At 36.5% G+C, this 16857-nt stretch carries 11 protein-coding genes and 1 CRISPR repeat array; of the genes, 10 read left to right on the forward strand and 1 reads right to left on the reverse strand.

What is annotated here, in order from left to right:
* The first annotated feature begins 149 nt into the window (after positions 1-149).
* A complete protein-coding gene (locus tag FHK88_RS09485) occupies positions 150-749 on the forward strand; it encodes a YqiA/YcfP family alpha/beta fold hydrolase (RefSeq protein ID WP_227430498.1) in 600 nt (199 codons plus the stop codon).
* Between the two features lie 73 nt (positions 750-822).
* On the opposite strand, the gene FHK88_RS09490 is transcribed toward FHK88_RS09485, so the two are convergent.
* On the reverse strand, positions 823-2046 hold the full coding sequence (locus FHK88_RS09490; protein ID WP_227430499.1) for an MFS transporter: 1224 nt from the start codon (positions 2044-2046) through the stop codon (positions 823-825).
* A 233-nt stretch (positions 2047-2279) separates the two neighbouring features.
* Between FHK88_RS09490 and cas1f the strand changes: the two genes are divergently transcribed.
* From cas1f to FHK88_RS09535, 9 genes are all read left to right on the forward strand, one after another.
* Positions 2280-3287: a type I-F CRISPR-associated endonuclease Cas1f gene (cas1f, locus tag FHK88_RS09495; protein ID WP_227430500.1), complete on the forward strand. Its 1008-nt coding sequence runs from the start codon at positions 2280-2282 to the stop codon at positions 3285-3287.
* Positions 3288-6263: a CRISPR-associated endonuclease Cas3'' gene (locus FHK88_RS09500; RefSeq protein ID WP_227430501.1), complete on the forward strand. Its 2976-nt coding sequence runs from the start codon at positions 3288-3290 to the stop codon at positions 6261-6263.
* Positions 6264-6464: 201 nt separating this feature from the next.
* Positions 6465-7427, forward strand: coding sequence for a type I-Fv CRISPR-associated protein Cas7fv (gene cas7fv / locus FHK88_RS09505; protein WP_227430502.1), 963 nt, complete (start codon positions 6465-6467; stop codon positions 7425-7427).
* Between the two features lie 9 nt (positions 7428-7436).
* The gene (gene cas5fv, locus FHK88_RS09510; protein ID WP_227430503.1) at positions 7437-8462 is read left to right on the forward strand and encodes a type I-Fv CRISPR-associated protein Cas5fv; all 1026 of its coding nucleotides are present in this window, start codon (positions 7437-7439) and stop codon (positions 8460-8462) included.
* A complete protein-coding gene (gene cas6f, locus FHK88_RS09515; RefSeq protein ID WP_227430504.1) occupies positions 8459-9076 on the forward strand; it encodes a type I-F CRISPR-associated endoribonuclease Cas6/Csy4 in 618 nt (205 codons plus the stop codon). Before cas5fv ends, cas6f begins: the two co-directional genes overlap by 4 nt.
* 182 nt (positions 9077-9258) lie before the next feature.
* A CRISPR array of direct repeats spans positions 9259-12819; the repeat unit is 28 nt; unit sequence CTTATTCATCACATAGATGATTTAGAAA.
* Between the two features lie 257 nt (positions 12820-13076).
* Positions 13077-13880: an ankyrin repeat domain-containing protein gene (locus FHK88_RS09520; RefSeq protein ID WP_227430505.1), complete on the forward strand. Its 804-nt coding sequence runs from the start codon at positions 13077-13079 to the stop codon at positions 13878-13880.
* Between the two features lie 366 nt (positions 13881-14246).
* Positions 14247-14543: a Trp family transcriptional regulator gene (locus tag FHK88_RS09525; RefSeq protein WP_227430506.1), complete on the forward strand. Its 297-nt coding sequence runs from the start codon at positions 14247-14249 to the stop codon at positions 14541-14543.
* A 100-nt stretch (positions 14544-14643) separates the two neighbouring features.
* On the forward strand, positions 14644-16101 hold the full coding sequence (locus FHK88_RS09530; RefSeq protein ID WP_227430507.1) for an anthranilate synthase component I family protein: 1458 nt from the start codon (positions 14644-14646) through the stop codon (positions 16099-16101).
* A 74-nt stretch (positions 16102-16175) separates the two neighbouring features.
* Complete coding sequence (locus tag FHK88_RS09535; RefSeq protein ID WP_227430508.1) at positions 16176-16844, forward strand: anthranilate synthase component II; 669 nt, start codon at positions 16176-16178, stop codon at positions 16842-16844.
* Positions 16845-16857: the final 13 nt, after the last annotated feature.

The raw sequence follows: 16857 nt of genomic DNA on the forward strand, positions 1-16857 counted from the left end.
GCCACCTTAAATAAATGCACACTAAAGTCATATTTTCTGTCACTAATAAAATAAATGCTGTATTTTTTAATATCAGTATCTATGCTATGTTGTGACTATATTTGTAACTTCTTCTCTGCAAACTTTTTAAAAAACATAGGAATACTCAGATGCGCTTAATCTATATTCATGGCTTAGACAGTGATGCAAACTCAACCAAAGGTCGCTTGCTCGATGAGTATTGCCAACGCTATCATCCAGAATTTGAGGTGTTACGCCCTGATTTAAATCAGCATCCAATGCAAGTTTTTACCAAACTAACGGCGATGGTGGATAATCCTAGAAAAACGGTGCTGGTGGGTAGCTCATTGGGAGGTTATTTTGCAACCTTGGTCAGCCATAAAACACACTGTGGGGCATTTTTACTGAATCCGAGTATTCAGCCTCATATTAGCTTACAACGCTTTTTTCATACGGACACCACTACTGAAGGCAATACGATTGGACATACAACGGAAGGTGGCTGGGAAATAACCAAAGCAGATTTACAATGGTTTGCCAATCATCAACTGCAAAATTTGAGTGTGCCTAAGCACTTGATAGTGTTAGCAAAGTTGGGTGATGAGTTGTTAGATGCTCAAAAAACAGCTGAGTTTTATCAAGCAAAAGGGGCAAAGGTGATTTTACAGGCAGGCGGTGACCACCGTATGAGTGACTTTGCTAAGCAACTACCTATGGTGATACAAGAGATACAAACCCTACTATCATAGGTTGGCATAGATTAGTAGGAATATAAAAGAATCATAGAGAGCTTCAATCATCCCTATATTCACATTAAAAAACTTACTCTAACCGACGTCTTGGTGGTGTCTTTATCATACCAAACGATGCCACCAATAATGCTAACACTTGTACCAATAATAGCAGCCAAACTGTCATTGTCCATTGACCTTTAGCATATGCTAACCCACATAACCATGCACCCACAGTGCCTCCTGCATAATAGCTCATATAATATAGCCCTGATGCCAGTGAGCGTCCTTTTTTGACATTGACTGCAATATAACTAATGGTTGCTGACTGAGTAATAAAAACCCCTGATGACATCACTGCCAAACCAATAACCACGCCCCATAGTGGTGTTACTTTTGTAATTAATACCCCCAGCATAGACAATATAACAGCAACAATGACTGTTCTCGCTGCACCAAAACGCTGAAGCAATCTTGCAGATAAAGGCGTAATCACCACACCCAATAAATACACTGCAAAAATATTGGCAAGTTGTCCTGTATTAAGCAAATAAGGTGAACCTGCCAAATGTAAATTAATAAAAGTAAAACAACCTACCAGAGAAAATAAAACACATGCTCCAAGTAAACAAGCGGTGACTACATAGCGATTGGTCATATGCTCAGTCAATGTTTGCAGTGAAGATTTTAGGTTTGGATTGGCTACAAAACAACGAGAGGCTGGCAAGGTTTTGGCGACCCATAACGCAGCCCCAGCCGTCACCACTGCCATAATAATATAAGCAGTACGCCAGCCGACCCACTCATGTAAATGTCCTAAAATAAAGCGTCCCATAAAGCCGCCTAATACTGTGCCTGACACATAATATGCCATTAAGTCGGTCACTGCTTTGCCTTCAAACTCCTCACCCACATAGGCAATGGTTACTACAGTAATTCCGGGTACAGACAAGCCTTGCATAAATCGCCAAAATCCCATCCAGCCAATATCTGTACTCCATGCAATCATTACTGTTGGTATTGCCAAAAATAACAACGCACCAATGATAAAAGACTTGCGCCCCACCGCATCTGACAGCATACCCAAAAATGGCGACATTAAAGCAATTGCCATCACGGTTGCCCCTACCAACATACCAACCTGAACTTCAGTTGCCATAAAATCTAACATTAATACAGGCAATATCGACTGTACTGAATATACCTGTAAAAAGGCAAACATACCGATTAAGCCAATGGTTAGTTTGAGTATCCAGCTTGCCGACTGATTTGGTAGTGATACGGCTTGTATACGGTCATTAGTAGAGATGGTCATTACCCACTGTACCCTTATCTAAATATCTGATTTATAAGCACCTATTCTACCTTGTTTTTTATTTTTCGCACTCAATGAATGCTTTATAAATACTCTGACACACAACCACTTAAATAATACGACAACCAATGACGTAAAAATACCAAACCAGCTTGTATCTAGCCTATTTTAGCAGTATAAATAAACAATGAATAAAATAATAAATAAAGGATACATCATCGAAAGGATAACTTATGAGTAAGCCGACCAACCCCTACACCGATAATAGCTTTGCCTCCTCTGAGCTAAAGACCATTTTGCATTCCAAACGTGCCAATATTTACTACCTTGAATATTGTAGGGTAATGCAAAAAGATGGACGCATTTTATATCTGACTGAGGACGATAAAGCCAATCTGTATTACAACATTCCTATTGCCAATACTACCTCTTTATTGCTTGGTACAGGTACGTCCATCACCCAAGCTGCCATGCGTCTATTATCACAGGCAGGGGTGTTGGTAGGCTTTTGTGGCGGTGGTGGTACGCCCCTATTTATGGGCAGTGAGCAAGAGATATTTATCGAATGGCTAACCCCACAATCTGAATACCGCCCTACCGAATACATTCAAGGCTGGTTAAATTGGTGGTGGGACGATGAAAAACGCCTTGAGGCAGCCAAACAAATGCAGTTGGCTCGCCTTGATTATCTACAAACCGTCTGGAGCAAAGACCGAGATTTAAAGCAGCAGGGCTTTGATAGTCAAAACCCTGCCATCGCAAGCTTGTTAAATGAGCATAGCAAGCAAATTGTATTGCAAGATAATGTCATGCATCTTTTGCAACTTGAGGCTCGCTTAACCAAACAACTATATAAACTAGCTGCTGAAAATACGGGGTATGCTGGCTTTACTCGTGACCACGATGGACAAAAAGGTGGCGTGGATAAAGCCAACAGCTTTTTAAATCATGGTAATTATTTGGCATATGGATTGGGTGCAACCACAGCATGGGTACTGGGCATTCCTCATGGCTTTGCAGTAATGCATGGCAAAACCCGACGTGGGGCATTGGTATTTGATATTGCTGATATTATTAAGGATGCACTTGTGTTACCACTGGCTTTTATTTGTGCCAGTGAAAATGTCAGCGAGCAAGAATTTCGCCAAGAGTGTTTGGCAATGTTTATCAAGCATAAAGCATTGGATTATCAGTTTGAGATAGTGAAAGGGTTGGCGATAAAAAAGGATTGGGGTATTTAAATGATAGTCACCTTTGTTTCACAATGCGAAAAAAAGTCGCTTAAACGTACCCGCCGTATTTTGGACGCTTTTGCCAATCGTATTGGTAGTAATGTTTGGCAAACTGCCATTACTGAGGAAGGCTTAAATACCGTCAAACAGCTATTACGCAAATCAGCTACTAAAACCACTGCAGTAAGCTGTCATCGTATCAAAACCCGCAGGCAAACCGAGCTAGTATGGATAGTGGGAAATAAACGCAAATTTAATGAAGTGGGGATTGTACCTGTTAATTGGACAACTAAGGAATTATTTATGGATATAGTATCAAATAAGACATCACATATCTTAGCAAATACAAATAAGCAACCTTTATATCAACATTTATTTGCAGTAGGTTACCTTGCCTATCATTTAATTGAACATATGAATATTAATAGTAAATCTCTAAAACTATCAGCTTTTATAGCTGGAATATTACATGATATCGGGAAAGTCGATCCACTCTTTCAAATATGGGTAAATAAAAAGATTAACAAAATACAAGATGAACCAGTGCCAGAAGATGGACAACATATCGATAAAACAGTTACTGGTATGACTAAGTTTACCTTTGATAAGCATCCACGACACCATGAGTTATCTTGGTTGTTTGCTAGCTCTATGCTACGAGATAATAGTACCTTAAATAAATTACAACAATCACAAATTATGCATGGTATTTATTGGCATCATACTAAACCTTATCGAAAAAAAAACAATGAATACTTTAATAAAGCCAAAGGTATTTATAAGAAATTTACAGAGTCTTTAGAGAAGACTACGAGCAATTTAAATAATGTTATTGTTGATATAAATAGTGTCATACAAGAAGTCATTAAGCTGGCAAAGCACTATAACAAAGCTGATATGATTCCCCCCCTGTTAAATGACTTTTCATTAACAACTGATGATTTACCTAAGTATAAAAACTATAGTGATATTAATGATCAAATGTCTGAATATATAAGCGAAGTAAGAGAAAATGCTTTAAACAATCTAATTCGAACAGCTGTGATTAGTGCAGATAGGCTGGTTTCTCAATTAGATGCAGAAGACTTAGCAAGCTACTTGCAAGAAGCAACTTTACTAGATTTACTTGATTCAATTACATTAGAAGATAATGATTTAACTCAAAATATCCAAAATTGTATTAATGGATTTGATAACAACAGTAGTGAAATAGAACGAACACAAGCACAAAAAGCAACGGCTGTTAAACTAGCTAACTTACAAAAAATAGCCAAAAGCAATGAATCTGACAATGTAGTAGTACTTCAAGGGCCTGCTGGTTGCGGTAAAACCAAAATTGTCTTGGAATGGGCATTAAATACACAAGCTAAAAAAATTATATGGGTATGTCCTAGAGTACAAGTTTGTTTAGGTATCATTAATGATTTGACCCAACCTGAATATCTTCCTCAAAGCCGAATTGAGATATTTACTGGTGAATATAAAAAAATATTAACTCATGGATTAAGCTTAGAAGATACTCCAAATACAGAGATTGAAGATTATTTTAGTGGTGATATTGTCATCACTACAATTGATCAAGTTTTAAGTGCCATTATTACTCATAATAAGGTAGACACACTAATACCCTTCATGCAATCCCATGTGATATTCGATGAATTTCATGAACTAATACTTATGCCTGCATTTAACTTATTATTTGCTGAATTAATTAATGCAAAAAAAATGCAAGGTCATGTTGCTAATACTTTATTAGTTTCTGCAACACCAAACTATTACTTTACCAAGCAATTTTTAAAGATAAAAGCAGAAGACCATATAAGTATTGAAAGCTTCAACAACTCTGACTATCAAATAGAAATACAAACTTATGACAGTGAAAATGAACCAAATCCTTTAATCTCACATTGTCATACTGATGATATTTCTACTTTCATTATTACTAATACTGCTATTTCTTCTCAGCTTAGCTTTATTAAACATCATCAAAGTGAAAATAGCATTTTACTTCATTCAAAATACAACAAGCGAGATAAATCTTATTGGTTTGATAAAGTATTTGATACTTTTAAAAGAAATGGAACTCAAGAATATAATGTATTAAGAAGTGGTCCAATCGTTCAAGCCTCACTAAACATAAGTTGCGACCGAATGTATACCGAGCTGACCAATGCAGAAAACTGGCTTCAACGTTTAGGACGACTGGATCGCTTTGGTAAAAATGTCGACAGCAATATTTATACAACCGTGATGGCAAATAATGCAATTACAGGTAAGCAGACTAACCAAACTGCTAAATTCTTAAATAAATTATATTCTTGGTATAGCACAGTAGCATGGATAAATTTTTTACAAGAAAGGATTTTAGAACAACCCACATTCAAACTTAATGAGCTATATTCTATTTATCGTGACTTTTATCAAGATCCAACCTGCCTTGCTAAAATTGAAGAGGATTTTTTAAGGTCTCTTAAGCAATCATCTACTGTAATTAATAGTAAGATTTTAGACCCTATCTATATTCCATTTAAATCGCCGAAGAATACTGACACAGTCAAGACAGCTAAGACATCATTACGAGGTGACAGTCGATTTGTACAAATGGCAACCTGCTATATTGATACTAACCAGCAGGTCAACTTTTCCAATGATTACCTCTACGATGAACTCAACCCTACGGAAAATACTATCTTCACCGAATCTGTGCTAAAAATTCAGGGGTATGGTGACAGCTCAAAGAATTTAGTCATCTTTATGCACGCTAAGCACCACAATATTAAAGAAGGCTATAAAAAGGCTTATAAAGATTTTGAGTTACTAAATGAAGCCCGTACCTCTACTAACCCAATTTATCTTAGCTATACTCCTATTGATCTTAAAAAGATTAATAGTGCAACTCATCCTTACAGCATCTATTATGTATTTACTAATAAACAACCTGTAGGAAGCATGCGTTTGGATAAGTTAGTGGGGAGTAATAGATAAACCACCTATGTGGTGGAAAAAAATGAGTACTACTTTCAAAGCCACCTATGTGGTGAAAAAGCAATCATAACATTATAAATATTAAATTCAACTCAATATATGAGTACTACGGTTGAAATTCAACAAAAGCTAGCGTAGCATTCATAATCAAGTTGGTAAACAACTTAATTACTTAAAAAATAGTCACCAAAGGAGCAAAAAATGAGCAAGATAACTGGTATTAAAAGTGTTGATTTCAAAGTAACAGCCTGTGGTTATGGTGTGGTAAATTGGAATGGTCCAACATCACTTAGTAATGAAGGCAAAACGGTGGACAATCACACACTACCCAAATTAAGAGGTTTTACCAATCTAACTGGTAAAATTAAAGAAGAGACAGGCTATAAATATAAAAAAGAAGCAACTGATATAGATTTCAAAGAAACACCTTTATACATTAGTCAGAATTGTATTCGTCATCATTTGTTTAAAGCTCAAGCCTTTGATTTACACTATGCAGATAAAAATAATGTAGAACAAGTTCTTATTTCACTTACAGGATTAATTCGGGGTTATGTTATCCCTGCTAGCCAATATAAACGCACTAGTCCCCTACTTATTGAGGACTTTGTAGATCAATTAGGAAATGGTAACTTTGAACAATTCGGTCAAGCTGGTGAGCGTGATAGTTCATCTTTTTTTTCTAAGACAACTTTTGGGGATACTCAATACAAAGCCTACGGATCTATCAATATTGAGCAACTACAATTTATCTCACTAGATAATAAATTTGATAGAGCATCAATGACGATTGAAGATACGCAAGGCGAAGAGCTAGCCCAAAAGATTACCGATTTTATTAAAACACTTGATCCCAGCAAAGAACCTAATGCTACTTTTCATGAAAATTATGTCCGCCAAGGCACAATACTTGAAATTGGTGAGGCTGGAATTTTACTAGATGATACAGCAATCGACATTCTAGTAAATACGACTATTCAGATGCTCCAAGACTTAGCTATTAAACAAGCTAAAGGCTATATGTATGTCGAAAGTATTGAAGTGGATTATAATGATAGCAATAAAATGATGCGTATCAAACGTTCACCTGAAGAAGCTAACCCCACTAAAGATAATCAAAACTATGCGATCTATTTCAAAGCTAAAGATACTGATGCTATCTAGGAGAACTGTATGAGAATCACTATTGAATATGAATCATCATGGAGAAACTCATTTTTAGATGGCTCTAACGATGAAGCCTTGCCTAAGAAAGGACGTAATTTTGTTGCATCAATGACAGAACTCAAAAAACCACATAACTATCATTCTAGAGAAGTCACTCAAAACACAGTAATGGGAATCTTAAATCGGCTCATTGGCGATCAGCGTAAACTTTACCAAGCAAGAAAAAAACTAGAAGATGATTCTTATTACTTTGAAAATTTAGAGTCTAAAATCTCGTTTGAAGATAAACCGACCACTATTAATACTGAAATAGCATATATCCGCAATATTAAAGGTAGCACCGACCAAAACTCATTTACAGGTATGCTAAAAGTCAATGATCCAATTTTCACCTCTAACTACTCTAAAGAGTTTTGGCACATTCTAGCTTTAGATATTGAGGAGCTTTGTGACTTTATTCTTGATAACAAATCGACTAAAAAATCTATCGAACTCAGTCCGTTTGGTGTTTTAAATCGATTAGAAGAGATAAAAAAACTAAAGCCAGTATTACCTGAAGGAAGAATAAAAGAGGCCTCCGATAAGCTTGCTAATATATTCGAAAAATATAATCCGTTGAATAAGAAAAAAGAACAGTTACTTTTACCCATGTACTGCTCTGCTTTATACCTACAAATGCAAAGGCTAGAAGCGGATTATGATATGAGTCTTGCGAAAACTAAAATGGGCGGTATTAGTGGTATTTCTAATAATAGCTTTACCCCCAAAGACTTTTTAAACAAATATACTACTGGTGATAAAAAGCTCATCTATGGCAATCCATATATAAGAGAAGAGTTTGTTAAAGGTGAAGGGAAAATAAAACAAACTTTGACTAAAGCAAATGGCATATTAGAAATTAACTTAGATATAAATATAGATAAAGCCATTGAGCTTAAACAATTGATTGACTATGCAGGAGTATCCTCTTTTTACTTAGGTAAGAAAGGACTCGCATATGTTACTGATATAGATATCAGGGAGATGAAATGACTCATTACCAAGAACTAACACTGATAGACTCTGCTGAAAAATCTCTATATGAAATTTGGAGTCACATTTATACTCAGCTACACATTGCCTTAGCAGATATAAAAAATAAGCATGGCATCAAAACTATTGGTGTGAGCTTCCCTAATTATCGATATGAAGAAAAATGTAATAAGACTTTCGCTCTACTAGGTAATAAACTTCGAGTTTTTGCCCCTAGTCAAGCTGATTTAGAAAAGCTTGATTTAAACCGTTGGCTTTCTCGTCTTACTGACTATGTACATATCAAAAGTATTAAAGAAGTACCAAAAACGGCTGACCAGTATTTATTGGTCAGGCGTTATCGCTTTACACCACTGGACAAACGGGTGCAAAGCTTGGCAACACACCATAATGTCAGCTTTGATGACGCAATGGCACAATATACCAGTCGAGAAAAACGAGCAGTAGAAAAGCATTATCCTTACATTAGCCTAAAAAGTGAAAGTAATGATAAACGCCCCTACCCTTTGCGTATCTGGCAACAGTCTGCTGAAAAGCCACAGCAAGGTCAATTTAATGCTTATGGTATGAACAATATGACATCGACTGTCACAGTACCACATTGGCAAGACTGATGTATTTTCACATATAGGTAATGATGAATTACCCAAAATTTGGGCATAAAAACCCTTTTTTTGAGCTATTTAAAAACTTATATAAAAATCAATCAGTTATAGCATGGTAAAAAATGGAGGGTAAAATAAGGGTTTTTGCCTTCCAAGCCATGCTATAACTGACTTTTTTGTGTTACAATTCTCTTATTCATCACATAGATGATTTAGAAAGTTTAAATACGCCTCGATTAGCTGTTGTGGGTCTTATTCATCACATAGATGATTTAGAAACACTATCCTTTTCAGGCATGCCAAACTTGTCACTTATTCATCACATAGATGATTTAGAAAATTATAATGATAGTAAAACAAACTATTACCCACTTATTCATCACATAGATGATTTAGAAATAAGCAATGGGTTGATGACTACGGAGCAGCAACTTATTCATCACATAGATGATTTAGAAATGTATTTGAAGCTGTCGGTAATGAATATAGAGCTTATTCATCACATAGATGATTTAGAAATGTTAAATCATATATTTCTGCTTTTGTACCACCTTATTCATCACATAGATGATTTAGAAAATCGCCAAAACTCTTGCTTGCGGAGTCAAAAACTTATTCATCACATAGATGATTTAGAAAGAAATACAAGCATTGATTGCACGATTAAAAAACTTATTCATCACATAGATGATTTAGAAAAATGCAAGTTATTTTTGCTTAGATGATGCAATCTTATTCATCACATAGATGATTTAGAAAAAACCAACTTTAATATCATATATGGGCTGAATCTTATTCATCACATAGATGATTTAGAAAAAAAAATCATATCTTTTAAAATATTGGCTTCACTTATTCATCACATAGATGATTTAGAAATCTCGGCTCTTTCCTGCCGTCTTTGTTCCAGTCTTATTCATCACATAGATGATTTAGAAACAACGGCAAAAAGCACTTTACACACATGCTGACTTATTCATCACATAGATGATTTAGAAATCACACACCCTCGCACCCGACACTATTGAGCTCTTATTCATCACATAGATGATTTAGAAAGTTTATTATTGTCTGATTTATTATTTCGTGGCCTTATTCATCACATAGATGATTTAGAAATTTGAATATGCAAGCATTGATTATTTCTGCTTCTTATTCATCACATAGATGATTTAGAAAACTTATGAGATATCACGGAGCAAAATGGAAGCCTTATTCATCACATAGATGATTTAGAAATTTAGAACCTGACCATCCTGACTATTATCCGCCTTATTCATCACATAGATGATTTAGAAATTTGTATGTTGCCGACTGCTTACCTGCAAATACTTATTCATCACATAGATGATTTAGAAATATAGTGGTATGGGGTAATGAATTTAATGAAACTTATTCATCACATAGATGATTTAGAAATCCTTATGCCACTGCATTTTTAAACAGATAGCCTTATTCATCACATAGATGATTTAGAAAGTGCCATTTATGACTATCATCACAGTGTCATTCTTATTCATCACATAGATGATTTAGAAATCGATAAGCATAAGCAGGTGCGCTTGGGTGGCCTTATTCATCACATAGATGATTTAGAAATTTTGCGTAGTTATCAATGTCTGTTAGATGGTCTTATTCATCACATAGATGATTTAGAAACTTGATTTTCTCTAAGCTCTCACGCTCTTTTTTCTTATTCATCACATAGATGATTTAGAAATGATTTTCAACGAGAAAATAATAAGTGGACAACTTATTCATCACATAGATGATTTAGAAATTCTGGTAGTTTTAATTCGTCAGTCATATCAATCTTATTCATCACATAGATGATTTAGAAATATCATGCGGGTCATCAAGCGGTATCTCGACACTTATTCATCACATAGATGATTTAGAAATGGACAAACATATTTAACTTCTACAAGAGAACCTTATTCATCACATAGATGATTTAGAAATAGAAAAAGTCGGGCTTTACGCTTCAATAACTCTTATTCATCACATAGATGATTTAGAAAACTTGCTATCTCTTTAAATGAGCCAAAACTACCTTATTCATCACATAGATGATTTAGAAAACATGCAATATTCATCATTTAATGCTGACTCTCTTATTCATCACATAGATGATTTAGAAATACATTGAGTCGTGAACAACAAGTCGAGCGATCTTATTCATCACATAGATGATTTAGAAACTAGCAAACTAAAAGGGAAACCAAGGCACGTACTTATTCATCACATAGATGATTTAGAAAAAAAAGCGGTCAATGGTACTATCAGTTCCCACCTTATTCATCACATAGATGATTTAGAAAGTAGTATTGATATGCGATGCTATCCCATCTGTCTTATTCATCACATAGATGATTTAGAAATTGTACAATTGTGTTGGCAATGGCATCAACCGCTTATTCATCACATAGATGATTTAAAAAAGTATCATTCCGTGAAGTTGATATTAAATTACCTTATTCATCACACAGATGATTTAGAAAAATAACAGACTGGTCAGCACCAATTAAATCTGCTTATTCATCACACAGATGATTTAGAAATGCAAAGTAGATGAAAACCTGCTTAACTCATTCTTATTCATCACACAGATGATTTAGAAAAGTGTGTCGTTATCGTATGTCGCATCGCTAACCTTATTCATCACACAGATGATTTAGAAAAACAACCGCTAGGGCGTTAGCGTTCCATGCCCCTTATTCATCACACAGATGATTTAGAAATCAGCACAGAGGAATGCGAATGCCCCGTGGGGCTTATTCATCACACAGATGATTTAGAAATAAAGTGAAAAATATCAGTTGACACAAGGAAACTTATTCATCACACAGATGATTTAGAAACATACCCGAAAAGACATCTATCATTCAAGATACTTATTCATCACACAGATGATTTAGAAAACTATGTCGCCCACGGATATGTTGGAGACAATCTTATTCATCACACAGATGATTTAGAAACAAGCCATAGCGTTTCAGCTGGGTGGAGTCTTCTTATTCATCACACAGATGATTTAGAAACTCATCGGATAGCATCGATCTAAATTGTTTATCTTATTCATCACACAGATGATTTAGAAATCAACGTCCTTCCCTTCCTCCCTCCTATCGCCCTTATTCATCACACAGATGATTTAGAAATAGCGTAATAGCACTTCAACAAAGCCAGCAGACTTATTCATCACACAGATGATTTAGAAAGCCTATGATGACCTTTTGCCCTGTTTCTAGCTCTTATTCATCACACAGATGATTTAGAAATTATTCTTTTCAAGCCCTGCACCTTATTCATCACACAGATGATTTAGAAAAATATCTGCAATGATTCCGTTAATCTCGCTATCTTATTCATCACACAGATGATTTAGAAAAATTATGGCGATACTGGTTTGACCCAATTTTAACTTATTCATCACACAGATGATTTAGAAATCGTATATACAAGGTATATACCCATAAGTATACTTATTCATCACACAGATGATTTAGAAATGATTCATCCATTTTTGATAGCGTTGTAAGACCTTATTCATCACACAGATGATTTAGAATTTTGGCTATGCTGTCATCATTCCAAGCACGACCTTATTCATCACACAGATGATTTAGAAATGCCTGCTTGCTGACAAGCCACACAAAGATAGCTTATTCATCACACAGATGATTTAGAAATTTGTTGTCAGTACGCACAAGACGGCTAACAACTTATTCATCACACAGATGATTTAGAAATATTCATTAAAACATTAGCTACTACTGACTAAGTCACCGTTTGTTAGAAGCAATATCTCAATTTTTCCTATCAACATAAATATTCAACAAACCAATATATAAACCTTAACAATTATTTACTTTTATAACCACACAATAAGCCAACTATCATGTATAATTCTATCCCCATCTCTTAGGGGCTTATAATCATTACCCACCTATTAATCTACTGACTTAAATATATAGTTAAGTCAGTTTTACATATTTAAGGTAGTTTTATGAAAAAGATTTTTGGTAACGCTTTATCTACTGCAATGATAGCAATATTGATAGCAGGCTGTTCAAACATCAATACAGCATCAAATAACCAAGTAAATGCTCAATCAGATAACCATGCAACAATAGCCACCGATGCACCCACACCTAAAACACAGTTCCGTTTTAGCGATGCTGAAAACTTCGATATTGCAAACCCAAATAGACTATCCCATCGTATATTTTATAACAAACCTTCTACAGGTGCGGATGCTGCATGGTTTGATGCTGTCAAACGTGGCGACTTAGATACTGTAAAATATATGGTAGAAAATGGACAAGATATAGAAGCCAAAGATACTGGTAGCCTAGATCAAACAGCCTTAGGATGGGCGGCATTTATTGGTTATGAAGATATGGTTGATTACTTAATCGCTCAAGGGGCAGATTTACACGCAACAGACAAAGGTGATGTTTATAATGTGATGAAGTCGGCAGTATTAGGGAAAAATACTGATATTGTCAAAAAAGTACATCAACTACTAAATGCTGAACAACCCGTTGACTTAAATGACCAAACTGTAGAAAACGATGGTGAAACATTAATCATGGTCGCTGCCAGTAACAATCGTCTAGAAACTGTGAAATACCTTTTAGAGCAAGGTGCTGATCCTAACTTAGTAGCAACCACACAAAATCAAAACCTAGGCTCTTACAATCAAAGCGCGTACTCTTATGCTTGCAGCCGTAATCTTGAAGAGATGCAACAGCTTCTAGCTGAAAATGGTGCTATCAATCATCGTACTGGTGCCGCAAGCTGTGAATAATCGTACTGGTTTACTGCAAACACAGTCAGATTAAGCACAACTATTAAAAATCAATATCAGTGCTAGAGGGTATCATCAGAACATACAAAGTTCAGATACCCTCTTATTATAAGATATACTCTATAACCCAACTTATCCCAGCAATGATAAAATATCATAACATTCTTAATTAGGTGATACCCTTGCCTAATTCGTACTAATGTACTAGAATACAATAACAAAAAGTTTTACTATTAATTGATAGACAATCTAATATCCTTTCACCACAAGGTAACCAAGTGAGCATAGTACACGTAACACTGTGGTGAATTTATATTAGGCAGACTATAACTCATCAATACCAATAAGTAATAGATAATTCAGACTATGACCATAGCAACTACCCCTACTGACGACGCTTATCAAAGCCTCATAACCCATCTTACTAACTGTAATGATAGCAAACAAATTGACGCAGTGCTGACTGCCCTACTCACTGATAAAGAACGACAAGAGATTGCTAACCGTATCCGTATTTTTGACCTATTAGAGCAGGGCACAACCCAGCGAGAAATTGCCGATAATTTAGGAGTAGGCATTGCCACTGTCTCTCGGGGTGCAAAAGCTCTACAAAAGCATGATATTAGCGATTTATTAGCAACACATCGGCAAACGCAAGATTAACTTAATACTCTGCCCTTCTATATTCCCTTCTAATCTAATGCAAAGGGCAACATACTTTTTAGAACACTATTTTCTATAACGACACTTTTTGGATAACTTTATGACAACGCAAAACAGCATGCCTGCTCACAATAAGCCAAGCCCTATCAATATTGCCAGTAAACCCACCCGTATTAAACTGACGCAAGATATTGATTTTTTTGAGTTATTTAAACGTATTGAAGCTCAATATGACACCTGTTATCTGCTTGAGTCATTAGGGGCAGAGAGTCATATTTCTCGCCATCATGCCATTGGTTTTGACCCCATCATGACCATCACTGCCACTGACCGTCACACTTTAGCGATTACCAATAACCAAACAGGGCAAACCGAAACCTACACAACAGACAACCCTTACCAACTACTACGTGAGATTACCCCACAACACGTCATCGCTCGTAATCAAACAGGTGGCTTGGTCGGCTATTTGGGCTATGACAGCGTCAATTTTTTTGAGCCAACCCTTAATGCCAAAGCTAGTGAGCATTTTGAGCCGTTTAAATTTGGCGTTTATTTAGACGGCTTGACCCTTGATAAAATGACTGGGGAAATCTTTTATTTTTATTATCCGAACAAACAGGCAGACTCTAACAATGGTAATAGCCATACCAGCCAAGCCAACCGTATGGCAGATATTCAAGCCTTACTAGACGCACCGATTCCCAGTTATCAGCCACCAAAAGTAGAATTTTTGGGCGATGGGATGAGCCGTGAGCAACACGCTGAGGCAGTCAAACAAGTTAAAGAGGACATCATCGCAGGGCGTATTTTTCAATGTGAAGTCGGCTTTAAATCCAACTATCGCATTACTGGCGAACACATGCCGATTTATGAAAAACTGCGTGAGGTCAACCCTTCACCGCACATGTATTTTATGAAATTTGGCAAACAACGTATCATCGGCGCGTCACCTGAGCTACTGTTTCGCTTACGGCAAGGCGAGATGGAAACCTATCCACTGGCAGGCACAGCAAAACGGGGGGCAAATGAAATTGAAGACCGCAAACTGGCTCGGGCATTATTAAATGATAAAAAAGAGATTGCCGAGCATAATATGCTGGTTGATTTACACCGCAATGACATCGGACGAGTAGCTCGGTTTGGGACGGTCAAAGTGCGTAGCCTAATGGACATCAAACGCTACTCGCACGTTCAGCATATCTCCTCTGAGATTGTCGGTATTTTGCACCCTGAGCATGATATGTTTACCGCATTGGCAAGTAATTTCCCTGCAGGCACGCTATCGGGTGCACCCAAAATTGAGGCAATCAAGATTATCAATCAGCTAGAGCCAGACGGACGTGGGGCTTATGGTGGTGCGTTGGGCTCGTTTAATTTTAATGGTGACTGTATCTTTGCCATACCCATTCGCAGTTTGTTTATCAATGGCGAAACCGCCTATGCCCAAACTTGTGGTGGCAATGTGTATGACTCCAATCCAGAAGATGAATATCTGGAAATTCAGCGTAAACTATCAGCCATGAAAGTGGTATTGGATAGTTTTATGAATGAATAAAATGCCTAACTCAATGTAATTAACCAGCACTACCCTACTAATAACATTTAGCAAATATTATAATCAGGAAAACCATGAAAGTTTTAATCATCGACAACTACGATTCATTTACCTTTAATCTTTACCAATACGTTGGTGAGATTTTACAAGCACAAGACGGACATGCTGAAGTCATCGTTAAACGCAATGATGAAATCAGCCTAGCAGACGTACAAGCAATGAATCCTGACCGTATCATCATCTCACCCGGCCCCGGCTCACCTGATGACCCTGCATATTTTGGCGTCTGTAGTGACGTGATTACCGAAATGGGCAAAACCACGCCATTATTGGGGGTATGCTTGGGTATGCAGGGTATCGCCCATGTGTTTGGGGCAAAAGTGGTACGGGCAGGACTGCCGATGCACGGTAAAACCTCTCCCATTTATCATGATGGTGCAGGCGTGTTTGCTGGCTTACCACAAGAGCTTGAAATCATGCGTTATCACTCACTCATGGTGCAAGCAGATAGCATGCCTGAGTGTTTATTGGTCACTGCGGTGGTCGCTGACGAACAAAATGATAAGCAAAATAATGCTACTTTTGACCATCAAACCCTGCAACAATTCGCCTTATCATGTCAGGAAATCATGGGCTTACGCCACAAAGACTATCCCATTCAAGGGGTACAATTTCACCCAGAATCCTTTGCTACAGAAGGTGCAAAACGCTTATTAAGCAATTTTTTATTGCAAGCCAGTTAGTCAGTATAAATAT

The organism is Psychrobacter sp. I-STPA6b (assembly GCF_020662265.1).
GTDB lineage: Bacteria > Pseudomonadota > Gammaproteobacteria > Pseudomonadales > Moraxellaceae > Psychrobacter.